This is a genomic window from Hyphomonas sp. (assembly GCF_013823385.1).
GTDB lineage: Bacteria > Pseudomonadota > Alphaproteobacteria > Caulobacterales > Hyphomonadaceae > Hyphomonas.
In genome coordinates this window covers 1-19,859 of sequence record NZ_PNMA01000015.1, presented here as the reverse complement: position 1 = coordinate 19,859, position 19,859 = coordinate 1, and the positions used below count along the sequence as shown (strand labels likewise).

Annotated in this window: 22 protein-coding genes; 17 read left to right on the top strand and 5 right to left on the bottom strand. The window is 63.9% G+C overall.

Annotation, left to right across the window (positions count from 1 at the left end):
* Positions 1-10: 10 nt before the first annotated feature.
* Genes C0456_RS10465 through C0456_RS10455 form a run of 3 tightly spaced genes read left to right on the top strand, consistent with a single transcriptional unit; the run spans position 11 to position 2,159 of the window.
* Positions 11-1,168 (top strand): GNAT family N-acetyltransferase, encoded by a 1,158-nt coding sequence (locus C0456_RS10465; protein WP_291051476.1) that lies wholly within the window; start codon positions 11-13, stop codon positions 1,166-1,168.
* Complete coding sequence (locus C0456_RS10460; RefSeq protein ID WP_291051473.1) at positions 1,165-1,728, top strand: DUF2007 domain-containing protein; 564 nt, start codon at positions 1,165-1,167, stop codon at positions 1,726-1,728. The genes C0456_RS10465 and C0456_RS10460 overlap by 4 nt, the downstream gene beginning before the upstream one ends.
* A complete protein-coding gene (locus C0456_RS10455) occupies positions 1,725-2,159 on the top strand; it encodes an HIT family protein (protein WP_291051470.1) in 435 nt (144 codons plus the stop codon). The genes C0456_RS10460 and C0456_RS10455 overlap by 4 nt, the downstream gene beginning before the upstream one ends.
* Before the next feature lie 152 nt (positions 2,160-2,311).
* Here the strand turns inward: C0456_RS10455 and gatB are convergent, their stop codons facing one another.
* Positions 2,312-3,820 (bottom strand): Asp-tRNA(Asn)/Glu-tRNA(Gln) amidotransferase subunit GatB, encoded by a 1,509-nt coding sequence (gene gatB, locus C0456_RS10450; protein ID WP_291051467.1) that lies wholly within the window; start codon positions 3,818-3,820, stop codon positions 2,312-2,314.
* 176 nt (positions 3,821-3,996) lie between these two features.
* Between gatB and C0456_RS10445 the strand changes: the two genes are divergently transcribed.
* Positions 3,997-4,395, top strand: coding sequence for a hypothetical protein (locus C0456_RS10445; RefSeq protein WP_291051464.1), 399 nt, complete (start codon positions 3,997-3,999; stop codon positions 4,393-4,395).
* Here the strand turns inward: C0456_RS10445 and C0456_RS10440 are convergent.
* Together C0456_RS10440 and gatA are read right to left on the bottom strand one after the other, a co-directional pair.
* Entirely contained in the window at positions 4,364-4,855 is a 492-nt protein-coding gene (locus C0456_RS10440) for a hypothetical protein (RefSeq protein ID WP_291051461.1), read from the bottom strand. The two genes, C0456_RS10445 and C0456_RS10440, sit on opposite strands and share 32 nt — an antisense overlap.
* 10 nt (positions 4,856-4,865) lie before the next feature.
* A complete protein-coding gene (gene gatA, locus C0456_RS10435; protein ID WP_291051459.1) occupies positions 4,866-6,338 on the bottom strand; it encodes an Asp-tRNA(Asn)/Glu-tRNA(Gln) amidotransferase subunit GatA in 1,473 nt (490 codons plus the stop codon).
* Positions 6,339-6,475: 137 nt separating this feature from the next.
* Here gatA and C0456_RS10430 point away from each other — a divergent pair, with 137 nt between their 5' ends.
* Genes C0456_RS10430 through C0456_RS10420 form a run of 3 tightly spaced genes read left to right on the top strand, consistent with a single transcriptional unit; the run spans position 6,476 to position 8,541 of the window.
* Positions 6,476-6,910 carry a DUF6491 family protein gene (locus C0456_RS10430; RefSeq protein ID WP_291051456.1) on the top strand — a complete coding sequence of 145 codons (435 nt, stop codon included), beginning with the start codon at positions 6,476-6,478 and terminating at the stop codon, positions 6,908-6,910.
* Positions 6,911-6,964: 54 nt separating this feature from the next.
* On the top strand, positions 6,965-7,351 hold the full coding sequence (locus tag C0456_RS10425) for an SET domain-containing protein-lysine N-methyltransferase (protein WP_291051453.1): 387 nt from the start codon (positions 6,965-6,967) through the stop codon (positions 7,349-7,351).
* A gap of 50 nt (positions 7,352-7,401) precedes the next feature.
* On the top strand, positions 7,402-8,541 hold the full coding sequence (locus tag C0456_RS10420; protein ID WP_291051450.1) for a zinc-binding dehydrogenase: 1,140 nt from the start codon (positions 7,402-7,404) through the stop codon (positions 8,539-8,541).
* A 174-nt stretch (positions 8,542-8,715) separates the two neighbouring features.
* Here the strand turns inward: C0456_RS10420 and C0456_RS10415 are convergent, their stop codons facing one another.
* Together C0456_RS10415 and gatC are read right to left on the bottom strand one after the other, a co-directional pair.
* Positions 8,716-8,847, bottom strand: a complete 132-nt coding sequence (locus C0456_RS10415; RefSeq protein WP_291051448.1) for a hypothetical protein — start codon at positions 8,845-8,847, stop codon at positions 8,716-8,718.
* Positions 8,848-8,949: 102 nt separating this feature from the next.
* Positions 8,950-9,237 (bottom strand): Asp-tRNA(Asn)/Glu-tRNA(Gln) amidotransferase subunit GatC, encoded by a 288-nt coding sequence (gatC, locus tag C0456_RS10410; RefSeq protein WP_035594483.1) that lies wholly within the window; start codon positions 9,235-9,237, stop codon positions 8,950-8,952.
* An 89-nt stretch (positions 9,238-9,326) separates the two neighbouring features.
* Here gatC and ruvX point away from each other — a divergent pair, with 89 nt between their 5' ends.
* The 10 genes from ruvX to C0456_RS10360 form a co-directional block, all read left to right on the top strand.
* Positions 9,327-9,782: a Holliday junction resolvase RuvX gene (gene ruvX / locus C0456_RS10405; protein WP_291051445.1), complete on the top strand. Its 456-nt coding sequence runs from the start codon at positions 9,327-9,329 to the stop codon at positions 9,780-9,782.
* Entirely contained in the window at positions 9,779-10,705 is a 927-nt protein-coding gene (locus C0456_RS10400) for an AEC family transporter (protein WP_291051442.1), read from the top strand. Before ruvX ends, C0456_RS10400 begins: the two co-directional genes overlap by 4 nt.
* A 255-nt stretch (positions 10,706-10,960) precedes the next feature.
* On the top strand, positions 10,961-11,908 hold the full coding sequence (locus tag C0456_RS10395; protein ID WP_291051439.1) for an aspartate carbamoyltransferase catalytic subunit: 948 nt from the start codon (positions 10,961-10,963) through the stop codon (positions 11,906-11,908).
* Complete coding sequence (pyrC, locus tag C0456_RS10390) at positions 11,905-13,185, top strand: dihydroorotase (protein ID WP_291051436.1); 1,281 nt, start codon at positions 11,905-11,907, stop codon at positions 13,183-13,185. The genes C0456_RS10395 and pyrC overlap by 4 nt, the downstream gene beginning before the upstream one ends.
* A 4-nt stretch (positions 13,186-13,189) precedes the next feature.
* Positions 13,190-14,665 carry an MATE family efflux transporter gene (locus C0456_RS10385; RefSeq protein ID WP_291051434.1) on the top strand — a complete coding sequence of 492 codons (1,476 nt, stop codon included), beginning with the start codon at positions 13,190-13,192 and terminating at the stop codon, positions 14,663-14,665.
* A gap of 93 nt (positions 14,666-14,758) precedes the next feature.
* Positions 14,759-15,160: a ketosteroid isomerase-related protein gene (locus tag C0456_RS10380; RefSeq protein WP_291051431.1), complete on the top strand. Its 402-nt coding sequence runs from the start codon at positions 14,759-14,761 to the stop codon at positions 15,158-15,160.
* Positions 15,157-15,738, top strand: coding sequence for a GNAT family N-acetyltransferase (locus tag C0456_RS10375; protein WP_291051428.1), 582 nt, complete (start codon positions 15,157-15,159; stop codon positions 15,736-15,738). The genes C0456_RS10380 and C0456_RS10375 overlap by 4 nt, the downstream gene beginning before the upstream one ends.
* A 32-nt stretch (positions 15,739-15,770) precedes the next feature.
* Entirely contained in the window at positions 15,771-17,423 is a 1,653-nt protein-coding gene (locus C0456_RS10370) for a M28 family metallopeptidase (protein WP_291051425.1), read from the top strand.
* Between the two features lie 180 nt (positions 17,424-17,603).
* On the top strand, positions 17,604-19,151 hold the full coding sequence (locus C0456_RS10365) for an acyl-CoA synthetase (protein ID WP_291051423.1): 1,548 nt from the start codon (positions 17,604-17,606) through the stop codon (positions 19,149-19,151).
* Positions 19,152-19,578: 427 nt separating this feature from the next.
* Positions 19,579-19,859: hypothetical protein (locus tag C0456_RS10360; RefSeq protein ID WP_291051420.1), on the top strand; the 281-nt coding region annotated here is incomplete at its 3' end.

Below are 19,859 nucleotides of genomic sequence, written 5' to 3'. Positions count from 1 at the left end.
TTTGAGGGCCATGGACGCCGCCCTCCCCCAGATCAGCTCTGTTTCCACCCTCGCCGGCATTGATCCGGCCGAATGGAATGGCGTCGCCAATCCGCCGGGCGTGCCTTACGACCCGTTCCTGACCTGGGAATTCCTCGAAGCGATGGAAAGCTCCGGCGCGGCTACCCCGCGCACCGGCTGGCGCGGCGCGCATATCCTCGTGCGCGACGGCAATGGGCGCCTGCGGGCGGCCATGCCGATGTGGTTCAAATATCATTCGCGCGGCGAGTTTGTCTTCGACCAGAGCTGGGCGGAAGCCTGGGAGCGGGCGGGCGGGGAGTATTACCCCAAACTGCTCTGCGCCGTGCCATTTACCCCGGTAACCGGACGCCGCCTGCTGGTGGGGCCGGACGCCAACGCCTATCACGCCGCCCTGCTGGACGGGGCGCTGCAACTGGCCGAGCAGACAGGCGTGTCCTCGATGCACATCAATTTCATCGAAGAGACCGAAGCGCCCTTCCTTGAAGCGGCAGGCCTCCTGATCCGCACCGACCAGCAGTTCCACTGGCAGAATGACGGATACGGATCATTTGACGATTTCCTCGCCACCCTTTCCTCCGAGAAACGCAAGAACCTCCGCAAGGAGCGCGCCAAGGCGCAGGCCGGTCTAACCTTCCAGCATGTGCGCGGCAGCGAGATCACCGAAGACCATCTCGACATCTTCTTCGAGTTCTACATGGACACCGGCAGCCGCAAATGGGGCTCGCCTTATCTCACGCGGAAATCCTTCTCGATGCTCCGGGAACGGATGGCTGACGACCTCCTCTTCATCTTCGCCTGCGAGGAAGGCCGCATCATTGCCGGCGCGATGAACCTTGTCGGCTCGGACACGCTCTATGGCCGCTATTGGGGCACGCTGGACGGGCGGCCCATGCTGCATTTCGAAACCTGCTATTACCAGGCCATCGACTACGCCATCGCGCACGGTCTCAAAACGGTGGAGGCCGGGGCGCAGGGCGGCCACAAGCTCGCGCGCGGCTATGGCCCCGTCCTCACCCGCTCGGCCCACTGGATCGCCCATCCCGGCTTCCGCGACGCGGTGGCTGATTACCTGCAGCGCGAACGGGCGGCGGTTGACGAAGATTTCGGCTACCTGAAAGAGAGAACGCCGTTTAAGAAAGGGGAATGAGCGGGGCAGTCATTATCAGACGATGCGCAAGCGCGGAGGAAGCGGCGATTGTGTGCGCCCTGCTGAATGATGCGGGCATTCCAGCGAGTCTGGAAAACTGGCATCATGCAATGATCGACTGGGGCGCGCTTCAGGCATTGGGCGGTGTCGGCGTTCTGGTGCCCGCCGGTCAGTTCGACGACGCCAGGCGGGCGATCATCGAATACGCCGAGAGCGCTGAAGACCGCCTGTCGGCCGAGTTCCCAAAACTGGAAGACTACCCGCTGAAACCAAAACGGCTTCGCTACTACATCCTTCTCGCCTACTATACCGGCTTGGCCTATCTGCCGCTGATCGTCATCCCTGCCCTGATCGCGGGGGGTCTCAGAGTGTCCGCCGATGCAAAAATCTACGGCTTTGACTGGTCGCTCATACCCTTGCACTTCAACTGGATAGATTGGCTGGCACTCGCGCTCGCGCAAATATTCGCCGCAGCTTACTTCCTTGTCCCTCTATCTGTTTTCGTGTTTCTTGCACGCCGGTTCCTGAATCAGAGAGCAAGGCAGAAGCAGAGCGCATGACCCTTCACGCAGCCTACGATCCCGACAACATCTTTGCCAAAATCCTGCGCGGCGACATGCCGAGCATGAAGGTCTTCGAGGATGATGTCGCCCTCGCCTTCATGGATGTGTTTCCCCAAAGCGAAGGGCATACGCTGGTGATCCCCAAAGGCGTTCAGGCCCGCAATTTCCTCGACATGCCGCCCGATTATCTCGGCAGCTACATGCTGCGCGTGCAGCGGGTGGCCAAGGCGGTGGAATGGGGGCTGAAGCCGGACGGCCTGCGCGTGATCCAGTTCAACGGCGCCCCGGCGGGCCAGACGGTGTTCCATCTGCACTTCCACATCATCCCGATGTGGGAAGGCCGCGAACTCGGCCGCCATGGCACGGGCGCCATGGCAAAGCCGGAAGAGCTGGAACCGGTGGCCGCAAAGATCCGCGCGGCGATTTGAACAGTACTTTTAGCCCCCTCGCCCCTTTGGGGAGAGGGGGGTGGGGGTGAGGGGCGCGCCCTCTCCGGCTATAAGCGGATAAGTTGTAATTTGCCTCGCCCCCTCACCCCTGCCCCTCCCCCCAAGGGGAGAGGGGTTCAAGGAGCGGGCAATCAGATCCCCAGCTTCGCCTTCAGGATGTCGTTCACGGCCTTCGGATTGGCCTTGCCGCCCGAGGCTTTCATCACCTGGCCAACGAACCAGCCGAGGGTCTGCGGCTTGTCCTTCACCTTGGCGACCTGATCGGGGTTTGCGGCGATGATCTCGTCAACAACCTTTTCAATCGCGCCGGTATCGGTGACCTGTTTGAGGCCATGCTTCTCGACGATGGCCGCTGCCTCGCCCTCACCCGCAATCATCCGGGCAAAGACATCCTTGGCGATCTTGCCGCTGATCGTGTCGTTCGAGATCAGCTCGATCAGCCCGCCCAGCGAGGATGCCGAAACCGGGCTCTGGGAAAGTTCAAGGCCTTCCTTGTTCAGATAGCCGAACAGTTCCTGCGTCACCCAGTTGGCGGTGAGTTTCGCGTCGCGCCCTTTGGCGGCTTCCTCGAAGAAAGCGGCCTTGTCGGCGTCCGATGTCAGCACACCGGCATCATAGCGGGAGAGGCCATAGTCTTTCTCGAAGCGCGCGCGCTTCTGGTCTGGCAGTTCCGGCAGCGAGGCCCGGATTTCCTCGATCCAGGCCTGCTCGAACTCAAGAGGTAAAAGATCCGGGTCCGGAAAATAGCGATAGTCATGCGCGTCTTCCTTCGAGCGCATGGAGCGGGTCTCGCCCTTCACCGGATCGAAGAGGCGGGTTTCCTGATCCACCTTGCCACCATTCTCGATGATCTCGATCTGGCGGCGGGCCTCATATTCGATGGCCTGCTGGATGAAGCGGTAGGAGTTCATGTTCTTCAGTTCGCAGCGCGTGCCCAGATGGCTGAAATCGCCCGTCTCGCGGAACTTCTCATACTGGCCGGGGCGGCAGACGGAAACGTTCACGTCCGCCCGCAGATTGCCCTTCTCCATGTCGCCGTCGCAGGTGCCCAGCGCAATGACGATGGCGCGCAGCTTTTTCACATAGGCGGCGGCCTCAGCGGGCGAGCGCACGTCCGGCTTGGAGACGATCTCCATCAGCGCGACGCCCGAACGGTTGAGGTCCACATAGGTGGAGTTGGGGTCCATGTCATGGATCGACTTGCCCGCGTCCTGTTCAAGATGCAGGCGCTCGATGCGGCAGGGGAAGGAATAGTCTTCCTTGCCGGGCACTTCGACATCCACATCAATCTCGCCTTCGCCCACGATGGGGTGGGCGAACTGGCTGATCTGGTAGCCTTGCGGCAGGTCGGGGTAGAAATAGTTCTTCCGGTCGAAGCGGCTGTAGGTGTTGATCTTGGCCTTCAGGCCCAGGCCGGTGCGGATCGCCTGCTCCACGCAGAACCTGTTGATCACCGGCAGCATGCCCGGCATCGCGGCATCCACCAGCGAGACGTTGCAGTTGGGGTCAGCGCCAAAGGTGGTCGAGGCGCCCGAGAAAAGCTTGGCATTCGAGGCCACCTGGGCGTGGATTTCGAGCCCCATGACGACTTCCCAGTCGCCGGTTTCGCCTTTGATGCGGTAGGGGGTGCGCTCGGTCATCGCTTCTCTCAATCAATACCTGCAATTAAGGCGCCCTTCTAACCCTCGCCGGCTGGCCCTGTCGAGACACGCTGACACCGCACCTCGCCTGCCTTTGCAAGGCTGCAAAAAAAGGGCTTCAAATTGGCGGCAGATGGCGCAAAATCAGCTGAGGGGCACAAGGAGCCAGCACGGCCATGCTGTTCAAGATGATCCTCGATGGCGCCAAGGCTGAGGAACGGCCCATCGCGCGCGGCTTTCTCAAGCATATTGTGGCTGGCTTCGCCTGCGGCCTGGCGCTGGGGGCGGCTCTGGTGGCGGGCATCTTTCTGATGTTCAGCCATCTGGAGCTGAATGTGCCCTTCGTGTTCGTGGCCGCCATGCTGCTGCAGTTCGGGCCGATTGGCGGGCTGATCGGGGCGGGCGTCTATCTCTCGCAGATCACCGACCGCAACCGGGCCGAGGCGGAAGCCCCGCAGAGCGACAACGATGATGAAGACCGCCCCGGCGGGGGCACGAAAGCGCCGGTTACGCCGGCGAAGGCCAAACCCGTCTCTCGCCCGCCTAGATCTTCCCCTCTTCCCGCGCCCGCCTGACACGCTCGGCGCGCGCCGCCATCTTTTCCTTCATGGTGGCGGTGGAGGCTGCGCGCGTGGGCGCTTCAGCCGGGGGGGCTGGTTCGGCGGCGAGGGGAGGCTCGGGAGCGGCGGGCTCTTCTTCCTGCAGCTTGCCTTCCTGGATAAGGCGGCGGCGCCTTGCGGCCACGCGCGCTTCCCGCTCCCGCAGGGCGCGGCTTTTTCCACCGGTCAGCGAGCCGAGCCCCAGGGCGAGCGCCGGCTTCTTGCTGCCTTCCGCGCCGGGAACGGCATCTTCCTGCCGGCGGCGCAGGACATTGGAAATCCGCCACGCCACATACAGCGCGACAGCAATGCAGACAGCGATCATCGTCTGCATTTCGGGGGCAAACATGCTGTAACCATTCTGGGTAAGCACGCTGGCCATCAGAGCGAAGGAAATACCCAGCGTGATGGCAAAAATGATGAGAAATCGGGTCATACGCCCGATATTACCACCAGCGCTCCGGCTTGGCCACAAAGCCGGCTGCTTCTTCCAGCGCGCCGCCGACGCGGAAGCAGGCGCTCTCGTCCAGCGCCTTGCCGATCACCTGCAGACCCAGCGGCAGCCCATTGGCCGAAAGGCCGGCAGGCACCGCAATCCCCGGCAGACCCGCAAGGTTTGCCGTCACGGTGAACACGTCATTGAGATACATCTCGATCGGATCGCCCGATTTCTCGCCGAACGCAAAGGCAGGCGACGGGCAGGCCGGCGTCAGGATCGCGTCGCACTGCTCGAACGCATCCACGAAATCCTGGAAGATGCGCGTGCGGACTTTCTGTGCCCGGAGGTAATAGGCGTCATAGTAACCAGAGGAGAGCACATAGGTGCCGATCATCAGGCGGCGCTGCACTTCCTTGCCGAAGCCGCCAGCGCGGGTCGCCTCATAGGTGCCCGTCAGGTTGTTGCCCTCAACGCGCGCGCCGTAGCGCATGCCGTCATAACGGGCGAGGTTGGACGAGGCTTCCGCCGGGGCGACGATGTAATAGGCTGGCAGGGCATATTTCGTGTGTGGCAGAGAGATGTCGACGATCTCGGCGCCTGCAGCTTTGAGCCAGGCAATGCCCTGCTGCCAGAGGGCGTCGATCTCTTCCGAGAGCCCCTCGATGCGGTATTCCTTCGGAATGCCGATCTTCATGCCTTTTACGCCCTTGCGCACATCGGCGCGCCAGTCCGGCGTCTCGATGTTCAGCGAGGTGGAATCCTTGGGATCATGGCTGCACATGATCTCCAGCAGCAGCGCGCTGTCATCCACCGTCTTGGCAATCGGCCCGGCCTGATCGAGCGAGGAGGCAAACGCCACCATGCCATAGCGGCTGGCGCGGCCATAGGTCGGCTTGATGCCCACCGTGCCGGTGAAGGAAGCTGGCTGGCGGATCGAGCCGCCGGTGTCAGATGCCGTCGCCGCGAGGCAGAGATTGCCCGAAACGGCCGCGGCCGAGCCGCCCGAGGAGCCGCCCGGGGTCAGCCCGGCATTGTCGCCCTTGCGGCGCCAGGGGTTGATCGGGGGGCCAAAGCGCGAGGTCTCGTTGGACGAGCCCATGGCGAACTCGTCCATGTTGAGCTTGCCCAGCATGACGGCGCCTTCGTCCCAGAGGTTCTGGGTGACGGTCGACTCATAAGTGGGCGTGAACTCGCCCAGGATGTTCGAGCAGGCGGTCGTGCGAACGCCCTTGGTGCAATAGAGATCCTTGATGCCCAGCGGCGCGCCTTCCAGCCTGCCGCCCTCGCCATTGGCGATCCGGGCGTCGGAGGCTTTCGCCATTTCCAGCGCCTTTTCCGGCGTTTCGACGACATAGGCATTGAGGATGCGGGCCTTTTCCATGGCCGACAGGAAGGCCTGCGTGATCTCCACCGAGGAAAACTGCTTGGATTTCAGCCCATCCAGCGCGGCGGCGAGGGTCAGGTCGGTCAGGTCGGTCATCGGGAAATCCCATGGATAATAACCCCCGCCTGCTAGGCCCCAATGCCCAAAAGTTCAAGTGTCCGTGAGGCCGCTTGCTGCGGTTCCGGGCCGGGTGCACAGTGTGCCTCAAGGCTCACCTGCTCCTGGAGTTCCCCATGCTGAGATCCGCCGCCCTCATTTTCACCACCGCCCTGCTGGCCGCCTGCCAGTCGGCGCCGGGCACAGCAAAACCCCAGGGCATCGCCGCCTATGCCGATGACCCGCGCCTTGGCGAGCCGGTGGACCGCATCTGCTTTGCATCCAGCATTGACGGCTTCAGCAACAACACCCGCAACACCGTCGTCCTGCGCGAAGGGCGCGATTCGTATCTGGTCGAAGTGTTCGGCGCCTGCACGGACCTGGAATACGCCCAGAGCATTGGCATCGATTCCGCCACTGGATGCCTGACCAAAAGCGATGCGATCATTGTCGGCTACAGCCCCGGCGGCACCGGCATGGGCCCCCAGCGCTGCCACATCCGGGAAATCCGCAAATGGGACCCGAAAGCTGAAAAGCCCGCGGAACCTGCCGCCGAAACCGAGCCTGAATAATTTTCCCCGGCCCCCGGATGGCGGCTGCCTCCGGGCGTGCTAGACACCCCGCCCATGGCCACATCATCAGGGGGCGCGCGCGTCGAGGTCAAAACCTCGCCCCTTCACGGACGCGGATTGTTTGCTTCAACCGACATACCGGCCGGCGCGCTGCTTGGCGTCTATCCGCTGCTCATCCTGTCCCATGAAGACACCGAGCGGCTGAAGACCACACGCGTCTACCACTACGTCTTCTATGTCGATGAGCGCGCAGAAGACGGCGCCATGCGGGCCGCCGTGGCCTTCGGCAAGATATCCATGTGCAACCACAGCCCGGACGCAAACGCAGACTTCTACGTTGACGCCGAAGCAGAAACCGTCACCCTGACCTCGCGTGTCGCCCTCAAAGCGGGCGATGAAATCCTGATTGATTACGAGGACTTTGCTGACGAGGCGCTTTGAGCGGCGCAGCAGGCTCCCTCGACCCAGATATAAAATTGGAGGAATCCCCCATGAGCCAGACCGTTCCCGCAACCGGCCTGCAACTGCGCAGCCTTGTCACCAAAGACGGCAAGCTGGAGCTGTCGCTCGCCGAAGTCGCCGTGCCTGAGCCCGGCCCGGATGATGTGGTGATCCAGGTGGAAGCCACCCCGATCAACCCGTCTGATCTCGGCCTCCTCGTCGGGGGCGCCGACATGCGCACCGCCCAGGCATCGGGCACCAAAGACCGCCCGGTCATCACCGCCGATGTGCCCCAGGCGGCCCTGCGCGCCATGGCAGCGCGGCTCGACCTGTCCATGCCCGCCGGCAATGAAGGCGCCGGGCTTGTCGTTAAAGCCGGTTCCTCGCCCGCAGCGCAGGCCCTTCTGGGCAAGCGCGTCACCGGCCTCGGCGGCGAGATGTACGCCCAGTACCGGATGCTGAACGTCGCCCAGGTGATGGAGCTTCCCGCCGGCGCCACCTCGCGCGACGGCGCCTCCTGCTTCGTCAACCCGCTGACGGCGCTCTCCTTCGTGGAGACGATGCGCATGGAAGGCCGCAAGGGCATCGTCCACACAGCGGCCGCCTCAAACCTGGGCCAGATGCTGGTGAAGATCTGCCAGAAGGATAACGTCCCGCTGGTCAACATCGTCCGCAAGCAGGAACAGGCCGATCTGCTGAAAGGCCTCGGCGCGAAATACGTCATCGATTCGACCTCACCGAACTTCATGGAAGAACTGATCACCGCGCTTGCCGAGACCGACACCACGCTTGGCTTCGACGCCATCGGCGGCGGCCCGCTCGCCGGCCAGCTGCTGATCGCCATGGAAGCAGCCGCCAGCCGCAAGATGAAAGAGTTCAGCCGCTACGGCTCGGGCCAGGAAACGCAGGTCTACATCTACGGCCGGCTCGACATGTCGCCGACCACGGTGCCCCCCGGCGTCGGCTTTGCCTGGAACCTTTCCGGCTACCTGCTCACACCCTTCCTGCAGAAGGCCGGCGCCGAAGTGCGCGCCAAGATGCGCCAGCGCGTCATGGACGAACTGACCACCACCTTCGCCAGCCACTACACCGCCGAAATCTCGCTCGCCGAAGCGCTCGATCTCGACACCCTCCACGCCTACAACGCCAAGGCCACGGGCACGAAGTATCTGATCAATCCGAGCAAATAAGCAGAAGGCTAACCGGCCCTCCCAGCTTTCGTCATCCCGGTTTCGCCGCAGGCGAAGACCGGGACCCAGACCTGCCACAATTCTGGACCCTGGACATTGCCTTCGGCAATTCCGGGGTGACGCGCGCAGGTCGTTCTTTCAAATTGAGAGTGGCGAAGAGCGCCCCGAAACGCCTTAGCGCTTCAGATGCTCCAGCCCCTTGATCGCGCCCGGCGCAGCAACAGGCTGGCCACCCGGCTTCGCCTTGGGCTTTTCCGCTTTCGGTTTGCGGATTTCCTTTTTGGATTTCATTTGACCCTTGGCCATCGGTTCGCACTTTCAGTGACCGGGGCAAGAATCGCCCCTTCAAACCAATGTGATGCACAACTGCGCGGAATGTAAGGCGGGCAGCCGGTCTTATTCGGCGTCTTATTCCACAGCCTTCGGCACCACAAAAAACCCGTGCTCGCTGCGCGGAGCGTTGGCCAGCACCTGGTCCTGGATGTTGCCATCCGTCACCACGTCCTCGCGCATCGGCAGCTTGGTCTCCACCACCGAGGTCAGCGGCTCCACACCCTCGACATCCACTTCATTCAGCTGGTCGATCCAGCCGAGGATGCCATTGAGTTCACCGGCCAGCTCGTCCAGCCGCTCTTCCGGCACCGCAATGCGGGACAGGCGGGCAACTTTGCGGACATCGTCGCGGGTAACGCTCATGGGCCGGATTCCTGAAGAGACTTCCTGATAATCCCCGCCCCATACGCCATAGGCAGAGGCCCATCAAGGCTGTAAGGGACGCAGCGAACATGGCTGTGGTGGATCTCTTCGACCTGCCCCGCGAGGGCGTTCTTCTGGGCATCGACCCCGGAACCGCCACGATTGGCGTTGCCGCCACCGACCGCATCCGCATGATGGCCTCGCCCGTAGAGACGATCCTCAAGAAAAAGCTCGCCCCCGCGCTCGAGCGCCTCTTCCAGATCTACGACCAGCGCGAAGCCGTTGGCCTCGTCGTAGGCCTGCCGCTGAATGTCGATGGCAGCATGGGCCCCCGCGCCCAATCCGTCCGCACGCTCGTCTCCAGCCTCCTGAAGGTGCGAGACCTGCCCGTCGCCTTTCAGGACGAGCGCTATTCCTCCGCCGAAGCGGGCGACGTCCTGCGCGCCGCCGGGGCCTCCCGCCGCCACCGCGAAGCGGGGATCGACGCCGCCGCCGCCGCGATCATCCTGCAGGACGCCCTCTCGCGGCTGGAGCAGCGCCCATGAGCGCCTTCCTGATCGCGCTCCTGCCGGTCATCCTGATCGTTGCCCTCGGGCAACTTCTCTCCACCCGCCGCTGGATCGCGCCCGAAGCCTTCCGCTCGATCGACCGGCTCTCCTTCCTTGTGCTCCTGCCCGCCCTTATCGTGCGCGCACTGGCGAATGCCGAGTTCGACACCGCGCCCTGGCAGATGGTCGTCACCCTCATCGCCGCCCAATGCCTGATGGGCGTCATCGGCCTCGCCGCCTATGGCTGGCCGGGGATCAGCCGCCCCGCCATCGGCACGATCATCCAGTCAAACGTCCGCTGGAACACGATCATCGCGCTCTCCCTCGGCGCCGCGCTCTTTGGCGATGAAGGCGTCGCCCTTGTAGGCCTTGCCGCCGCCGTGATGATCCCGGCGGCAAACGTCCTCTCCGTCTACGCCCTCACCGCCCATGCCGAGCGCCCGCCTGGCACCAAACCCCGGCCATTCCTCGCCATGACACGCAATCCGCTGGTCATCGCCTGCGTCATCGGCATCGGCCTGGCTGCGGCCCACATTGAGATTCCGGCCGCGATAGATGAAACCCTGCGCATCCTCGCCAGCGCCGCCATCGCCACCGGCCTTCTCAGCGCCGGGGCGGGCGTAGACCTCAAAGCCCTGACCCGCGCGGGCCTGCGCACCTTCACCTGGTCGCTCATCCGCCTCCTGGGAATGCCCGCGCTCGTCCTGGCCATCGGCCTGATGATCGGCCTCAGCGGCCTGCCGCTCGCCATCGCGCTTCTCTGCGCGGCCACCTCGACCGCCCCCAACTCCTACGTCCTCGCCCGCGAACTCGGCGGCGACACGACGCTGGCGGCTAACCTGATCGCCGTGCAGACGCTGCTGGCGGCCATCACCCTGCCGCTCACCTGGGCCCTGATCCTGTGGCTGGGGGCGGTTTGACCGTCAATCCGCGCGCCCAAAGGTCTTCCAATTCTCTCGTTTTCGTCACGCTCGATGGCCGCAGGCCATCTGAGCGCCCATCTCCTGCCTTCACCCGCTGCGCCCACGAAGGCGTTCGAAGCTGGGCCCTCAGACGGGCAAAGCCCGTCGAGGGTGACGACCGGATGGGTAGATACCCATCTCAAAGTAACGTCCCCCAAAGGCTTGCCCTGCCTCAGAATCCCGCCTACACCGCCGCAAATCTGAGGTATTCCGATGGCGCCGCGTAGGCCAGACTACACCTTCACCCACGAGCATCTGCTCGGAATCGAAGGCCTTCATCCCCTCGATATCGCCCATATTCTCGACCTTGCAGACAGCTATGCCGAAAAGACGCGCGCCGGCATCCGGCCCGATCCGGTGCTGACCGGCAAGACGGTGGTAAACCTCTTCTTCGAGAATTCCACGCGCACGATGTCGAGTTTTGAGATCGCCGCCCGCCGCCTTGGCGCCGATGTGGTCTCGATGCCGGTGGCCAACTCCTCGGTGAAGAAGGGCGAAACCCTCATCGACACGGCGATGACCCTCAACGCCATGAAGCCGGACGCCCTCGTCGTGCGCCATTCGGCCTCAGGCGGGGCAAAGCTCCTCTCCCGCAAGGTCGACTGCGCGGTGATCAATGCCGGCGACGGCACCCATGAACACCCGACCCAAGCGCTGCTCGACCTGCTCACGATCCGCCGCGTAAAAGGCCGCATCGAGGGCCTGAAAGTCGTCATCTGCGGCGACCTCGCCCATAGCCGCGTTGCCCGCTCCACAACCATGGCGCTCCACCTGATGGGCGCGCGCGTGCATCTCTGCGGCCCCAGAACGCTGATCCCTCCGGGCACGGACACCTGGGGCGCCGAAAGCGCAGGCACCGATTTCGACAAGGTGCTGAAAGGCGCAGACGTCGTCATGATGCTCCGCCTGCAGCTGGAGCGCATGAACGGTTCCTTCCTCCCCAGCCGCCGCGAATATTTCCGCTATTTCGGCCTCACCCAGGCCCGCCTCGCCCTCGCCAAGCCCAACGCTACCGTGATGCACCCCGGCCCGATGAACCGCGGCGTCGAGATCGAAAGCATCATTGCAGACGGCCCCAGCTCGGTCATCACCCAGCAGGTCGAAATGGGCGTCGCCGTGCGCGAAGCTGTCCTCCACCTTCTCGCCGGAGGAAAGTCATGAGCCTGCAGATCATCAATGCGCGCCTGCTTGATCCGGCCACGGAGCTTGACAGCCCCGGCGCCATTCTCATCGAAGACGGCAAGATAAAGGACATCCGCGAAGGCGCCGAATCCGCCTTTCCCGGCGTGGAAACGACCATCGACGCGGCCGGCCTCTGCCTCGCCCCCGGCCTGATCGATATGCGCGTCAAGACCGGCGAGCCCGGCGACGAGCAGAAGGAAACACTGGAAACCGCCGCCCGCGCGGCCCTTTCCGGCGGCATCACCAGCTTCGTCGTGATGCCCGACACGCGCCCCGTGATCGATGACGTGGCGCTCGTCCAGTTCATCGCCGAGCGTGCCCGCGAAACTTCCAAAGCCCGCATCTATCCCGCCGGCGGTCTCACCGTGGGCCTTGCCGGCGAAGCGATGGCCGAGCTTGGCCTGATGGCCGACGCCGGCGCAATCCTCTTCACCAATGGCGACATTCCCGTCGCCAATGCGCAGGTCATGAAGCGCGCGATGGCCTATGCCGCCAGCCGCGGCGCCATCGTCATGTCCCGCCCCGACGAGCGCGCGCTCACCGGCAGCGGCGTGATGAATGCCGGCGCTTTTGCCGCCCGCGCGGGCCTCTCGGGGATTCCGCCCGAGGCCGAATGGATCGGCGCGATGCGGGATGTGACGCTGGCCGAGCAGACCGGCTGCACGCTGATCCTCGATCAGGTCTCCACGGCCCGCACGCTGGAAATCGCCACCGCCGCCCGCAAGCGCGGCGCAAAAGTGTACACCACGGCCGCCGCCCACTCCCTCTTCTTCAACGAGCGCGATGTCGGCGACTATCTCACCTATTGCAAGGTGAACCCGCCCTTCCGCGACGAGGCCACCCGTCAGGGCCTGATCGAAGCGCTCAAAGCCGGAGAGATCGACGCCGTCGTCTCCGCCCATGATCCTCAGCCCCCGGAAGAAAAGCGCCTGCCCTTCGGCGAAGCGGCCTTCGGCGCCGCAGGCCTCGAGACGGTGCTTTCGGCGCTGCTGAACCTGCATCATGACGGCCCGCTCACCCTGCTGGAAGCCATCGCCCCGGTCACCCTCGGCCCCGCCACCATCCTCGGCCTGCCCCAGGGCCGTCTGGCGAAGGATGCCCCGGCAGACGTCATCCTGTTCAATCCCGGCAAGCCCTGGCTCTGCGAGCGGGAAGATCTTCTCTCCCGCTCCACCAACTCCCCCTTCGATGGCCGCCGCCTGCAGGGCCGCGTGATGCAGACCTTCGTGGGCGGAGAGCGCGTGTTCAAGCGGTAGGGGAATGCAGAAGCGCAACAACCTCACAACGGGCCCCATCGGCCCGGCGCTGATCGCCTTCACGCTCCCCACGCTTGCCTCTTCCATCCTGCAATCGGCCAATGGCTCGATTGATACGATCTGGGTCGGCCGCCTCCTCGGCGAAGACGCCGTCGCCGCCACCACCAACGGGAACCTCGTCGTCTTCCTGCTGACGGCTTTCGTCTTCGGCTTCGGCATGGCCTCCACCATCCTTATTGGCCAGTCGATGGGCCGCAATGATGTGACCGCGGCCCGGCGTGTTGTCGGCACCGTGATCGGTACCTTCCTGCCCATCTCGGCGGCCCTCGCCATTGCCGGCTGGTTTCTCGCGCCGGCCCTGCTGGGCGTGCTGGAAACGCCAGCCGAGGTCGTGCCGCTCGCCATCCAGTTTCTTCAGATCGTCTTCCTCGCGCTGCCACCCATCCTTATCATGACGATGCTGATGATGGCCCTGCGCGGGGCGGGCGACGCGATGACGCCCCTGATCTTCATGGCGGTGGCGGTTGTTGTCTGCGCGTCCCTGAACCCTTTCCTCATCCTCGGCATCGGCCCTTTCCCGCGCCTCGGCATCGGCGGCTCGGCCCTCGCGCTGACGCTTGCCAACTATATCAGCCTCATCGCGATGCTGATCTACATCTACCGCCGCGACCTGCCGCTGCGCCTGCGCGGGCCGGAACTGGCTTACCTGAAGCCCGATCTTTCCATCCTGCGTCTGATGGTCGTCAAAGGCTTCCCCATGGGCCTGCAGATGATCGTCATCTCCGGCTCGCTGCTGGCCATGATGTCCCTCGTCAACCGGCAGGGCGTTGACACCACCGCCGCCTTCGGCGCCACCCAGCAGCTCTGGACCTATGTGCAGATGCCCGCCATGGCCATCGGCGCGGCTGTCAGCGCCATGGCCGCCCAGAATATCGGCGCAGGCCGCTGGGACCGGGTGAACCAGATCACCCGCACCGGCATCCTGTTCAACCTCGCCCTCACCGGCGCGCTGGTTGTGCTGCTCCTGCTGACCGACCGGGCGGCGATGACAATCTTCCTCGGCAGCGCCAGCGACGCGGTTGCCATCGGCCAGAACATCGCCCGCCTTGCCACCTGGGGCTTCATCCCCTTCGCCGTCACCATGGTGCTGTTCGCCACGGTGCGCGCCAATGGCCAGGTCATCTGGCCGCTGATCATCCTCTTCATCTCCATGTTCCCGGTGCGCCTCGGCTTCGCCTATGGCCTCCAGGGCTGGCTCGGTTCGGACGCCATCTGGTACAGCTTCCCCGCCGGCATGGTGGTCACCATGCTGCTCGCCATCGTGCTTTACCGTTTCGGCAACTGGCGCAGCGAACGGGACATGCGCGTGCCAGACGCGGAAACAGCCGAAGCCTCTGCCCTGGCGGCCACTGTTTCGGGCGAAACCACCTCCTCCATCGGCGCAGCTGCCAATCCCCCGCGCCGCAGGGAGGAAGACTAGGCCCGCAGGGTGTTTGCGCTGCGGATTTTGAGGCTATAGGTATTCTCCTGCCCCACCGGCCCGCTGAATTGCCCCTCCATCAGGAACGCCCGAATGACCACGACGACCGACCTCATCAGCCGCTATTACGCCGCCTTCAACGCCAAGGACTGGGCCGGGATGGCGGGCTGCGTCTCGGAAAACATCAACCATTTCGTCAATGAGGGCGACAAGCGCGGCGGGCGCGCCGCCTTTGCAGACTTCATCGCCCATATGGACGATTGCTATGACGAGACGCTGACCGATATCGTCGTCATGGCCTCGCCCGACGGCACCCGCGCCTCGGCCGAATTCATCGTCAACGGCGTCTACAAGAAAACCGATGCGGGTCTTCCCGAAGCGCGCGGCCAGACCTACCGCCTGCCCGCCGGCGCCTTCTTCGATGTGAAGGATGGCGAGATCCAGCGCGTCACCACCTATTACAATCTCAAGGAATGGATCCGTCAGGTTTCATGATCGTCCGTCCCCTGACAGGAGAGGATCTGGAACGGGCGCTGCCGGCGCTGGCGCGGCTGCGCATCGAGGTGTTTGCCGCCTTCCCCTATCTCTATGCCGGCACAGAAGACTACGAGCAGAAATACCTGCGCAGCTTTGCAACCGCGCGCGACGCCTTCATCATCGCCGCCGAGGAAGACGGCGAGATCGTCGGCTGCGCCACCGGCTCTGCAATGGAAGCGCATCACGGCGAATTTGCCGCCCCGCTGAAAGACGCAGGCTTTGATCTGGCGGGCACCTTCTATTTCGGCGAATCCGTGCTGAAGCCGGATTTCCGCGGGCGCGGCCTCGGCCATGCCTTCTTCGATGCGCGTGAGGCGCACGCAAGGGAACGCGGCTATGCCCGCGCCTGCTTCTGCGCGGTGGACCGCCCGTCAGACCATCCGCGCCGCCCGGCAGATTACAGCCCGCTTGACAGTTTCTGGCAGAAACGCGGCTATCGCAAACTTCCCGGCATCGTTACGGATTTCGCTTGGCCTACGGAGCCGGGCGGTCCAGACCTCACCCACCCCATGAACTACTGGCTACGCGAATTCTGATCCCGGCGCCTCACTTCAAGAAAGACTGCTGAATGTCCCGCACTTTACCCAGCTTGATCCTCGCTGCCGCCCTGACGCTCGGGGCCTGCGCCCCCGCCGCCACGCCGCCGCCCGCCCCGGCAGAGTTGCCCGAGGCCAATGCGGAGAACATCCGCGCCGATATGGAATTCCTGGCCTCCGACGATCTGGAAGGCCGCGAAGCGGGCACGCCCGGCTTTGATCTGGCGGCCGATTATGTCGCCGCCGAGTTCGCCGAGATCGGCCTCAAGCCTGCCGGAGACGCCGGCAGCTATATGCAGACGATCACCTTCCTGCGCTCTGTCCGCGCGCCCGCAGGCCGGCTGATGGAAGTCACGAGCACCGCCACCGGCGCGCCCGTTCCGTTCACGGAGAATGTGGATTACGCCATGGGCAATTCCCTCTCCGCCCCCAATTCCGATGTCACCGGCGAAGCCGTGTTCGTCGGCTTCGGCATCGTGGCGCCGGACCTTGGCCGGGATGACTATGCCGGGCTCGACCTCAACAGCAAGGTCGCCGTGATGCTTTCGGGCACGCCCAAAGGCATCCAGAGCGAGGAGCGCGCCTTCTACGGAAGCCGCAAATTCATGAACGCGTCCGAGCGCGGCGCCATCGCCGTCGTCACGCTGGAAACGCCCACCTCGCGCGGGGTCTATCCCTTCGAGCGTCTGATCCGTGAAGGCCGCCTCGATGGCGCCAGCCTCACCTGGATCGGCGCAGACGGCGCCCCGTTCAGCAGCGCGCCCAATATCAAGGCCGGTGCCTCCGTATCCATGGATAGCGCGGCGAAACTGTTTGAAGGCACCGGCGAAAGCTGGCCCGCCATCCTTGAAGCGGCAGAAGCGGAAGGGGGCAATGTCAAGGGCTTCGCCCTTCCTTATACGGTGCATCTCACCCAGGCTTCAACGCACGATCAGGTCCAATCGGCCAATGTCATCGGCATGATCGAGGGCACAGACCCAGTCCTCAAGAACGAAGTCATCGTGCTGACCGCCCATCTTGACCATATCGGCATTACGCGCGGCATCGAAGGCGACCAGATCAACAATGGCGCGCTCGACAATGCCAGCGGCACGGCCACGCTTCTGGAAGCCGCCCGGATGCTGAAGGCCGGCCCGCCGATGAAGCGCTCGGTCATGTTCATCGCCCTCACCGCTGAAGAAAAAGGCCTCCTCGGCGCGCAGTATTTTGCCCAGAACCCGACCGTGCCGAAGGGCAATCTCGTCGCCAATGTCAATCTCGACATGCCGATCCTGACCTACCCCTTCACCGATCTCGTCGTCTTCGGCGGCGCCCGCTCCACCATCCTCGACGCGGTCGAAAAGGCCGCCGCCGAAATGGACATCACCCTCAGCCCGGACCCCGTCCCCGATCAGGGCCTCTTCACCCGGTCTGACCATTTCCGCTTCGTCGAAGCGGGCATTCCGTCTGTCTATCTCATCCCCGGCTGGGAAAATGGCGGCGCCGAAGAGTTCGCCCGCCACATGACGACCAACTACCACCGCCCGTCAGACGACATGACCAACTCGATCGACTTTGACGCCGCCGCCCGCTTTGCCGCCATCAAGGCGCGCATCGCGCTCGCCCTCGCCAATGCCGATCAGCGCCCCCTCTGGCGGAAGGAGGATTTCTTCGCCCGCCAGTTCGACGGCCCGATGGAGCCCTGATCCTCTCCGCGACCCGGCCCCGCAAGGGGCCGGGCAGCCCCCTCCGGCCGGTAAGACACTGGAATCGCAGGCCCTCTCGTTAGGTCAGTCGTGGACAGTCCCTTAAGGGTCGTTAAAGTCCGCCGCGAGACTGAAGCGGGCGCCCTGGCGCCGAGGCTTCACACCCGGAGGAGATACGTCATGCACCCCTGTCATCACGCGCGGACCCACCCTGACAAACCCGCCATCATCATGGCCGGATCGGGCGAAACGATCACGTTCCGCCAACTGGACGAGCGCTCCAACCAGATCGCCCACGCCCTGCGCGCCGCCGGCTGCCAGCCCGGCGACACCATCGCCATCTTTGCGGAAAACTCGCCGCGCTATTTCGAAATCTGCTGGGGCGCCCAGCGCGCCGGTCTTTACTATGTCTGCATCTCCTCGCGCCTCACGGCCCCGGAAGTTCAGTACATCATCGAGGATTCCGGCTCGAAACTGCTCATCGCCGGCGCCAACAAGGCAAGCGTCGCCCTGGAAGCCGCCAGGGCCGCCGGCCTCACCGACCTCTGGTCGATCGACGGCGAAGTTGCCGGCTTCACGGCCCTGGAGGCCCACGCCGCCCCCTTCCCGAAGACGCCGGTTGCCGACGAAATGGCCGGCACCGACATGCTCTACTCCTCCGGCACCACGGGCCGCCCGAAGGGCATCCGCCCGCCGCTGGAGCGGAACCTGCCGATCGATGCCGACAACATCCTCGTCCAGATCGCTCGCGCCATGTCCGGCGCCAATCCGGACTCGGTCTATCTCTCGCCTGCCCCGCTTTACCATGCCGCGCCGCTGCGCTGGTGCATGACCTTCACGCGCATCGGCTCCACCGTCATCGTGATGGAAAAGTTCGATCCGGAAGAATTCCTCAAAGCGGTCGAGAAATACAAGGTCACGCACACCCAGGTCGTGCCGACCATGTTCGTGAAGATGCTGAAACTGCCCGAAGACGTCCGCAAGAAATATGACGTCTCCAGCATGACCTTCGCCATCCACGCCGCCGCCCCCTGCCCGGTGCCGGTCAAGGAACAGATGATTGCCTGGTGGGGCCCGGTCATCGACGAATACTATGCCGGCTCTGAAGGCAACGGCATGACCTATGTGAAAAGCCCCGACTGGCTGACCCACAAAGGCACCGTCGGCCGCGCCATCCATGGCAAGGTCCACATCTGCGACGAGGAAGGCAACGAGCTTCCCATCGGTGAGGAAGGCCAGGTCTATTTCTCCGGCACCACGCCGCCGAACTATCACAACGACCCGGAAAAGAACAAAGCCGCCCTCAACCCCAAACATCCCGACTGGTCGTCGCTGGGCGATGTGGGCAAGCTGGACGAAGAGGGCTTCCTCTACCTGACGGACCGCAAGGCCTTCATGATCATCTCCGGCGGGGTAAACATCTATCCGCAGGAAACCGAGAACGTCCTCATCACCCACCCGAAAGTGGCCGATGTCGCCGTGATCGGCGTGCCCGATGAAGACTTCGGCGAGGCCGTCAAGGCCGTCGTCCAGCCGATGCCGGGCATTGCGCCGTCTGAAGAACTGGCTGCCGAGCTGATGGCCTTCGCGCAGGCAAATCTCTCGAAGCTCAAATGCCCCAAGAGCATCGACTTCGACCCCGAACTCCCCCGCCACCCGACCGGAAAACTCTACAAACGCCTCATCCGCGACCGCTACTGGGGCAACAAGAACAGCCGCATCGTCTGATCCGGCCAAAGAGCATTCAAGCCAGCGGCGCGGGACAGCAATCAGTCCCGCGCCGTTTTCTTTTGCCCGGAAGGGGCGCAGGAATGCCGTTGGAGTTTTTTGGAGTCCCGTTGGAGCTTTCCGGAAAAACCTCCAACGGCATTTCAAGCGGATAGCCACCCCACCCGCTGCTCGGGTAATCGCGGTGCGATTGCTTTTCCTCGCAGCCCCCATAGCCATGGGGAGGGGGCAAATCGTGCATTGGGAGAGCAACCCTCACCCAACAACGCAACAGGTCCCCTCCCCACGGAGGTGGGGAGGGATAGGGTGGGGCCCCTCTCCGCAAATCCGCACCCTATCCAACAAAATTCCCGCCAAACCTGCAGCAAACAGGCAGAAAAAACTTTCTTTTCCCACCCCCTCCGGGAACGGAGCTATACTCCGCCCCATGTCGCCCCAGATCGCCGCCCGCCTCTATGCCCATGTGCTGCCAGTCTTCTGGCCATACCTCTGGCTGCAGCTGCGCTGGATCTTCAAACGTCAGGACAAGGAACTCAGGACCCTCCTGATCTCGGTCAGCAAATGGGGCCATGTCCACATCGTCCATGTCGGCGACCACTGGAGGGCCTACAAGAAACCCAAAGCCGTCAAACCGAGTTGGGACAATCCCATCTGGGAAAGTCATATTGCGCCAAACCTCGCTGTCATCTTCTCGGAAGACTCCAAACT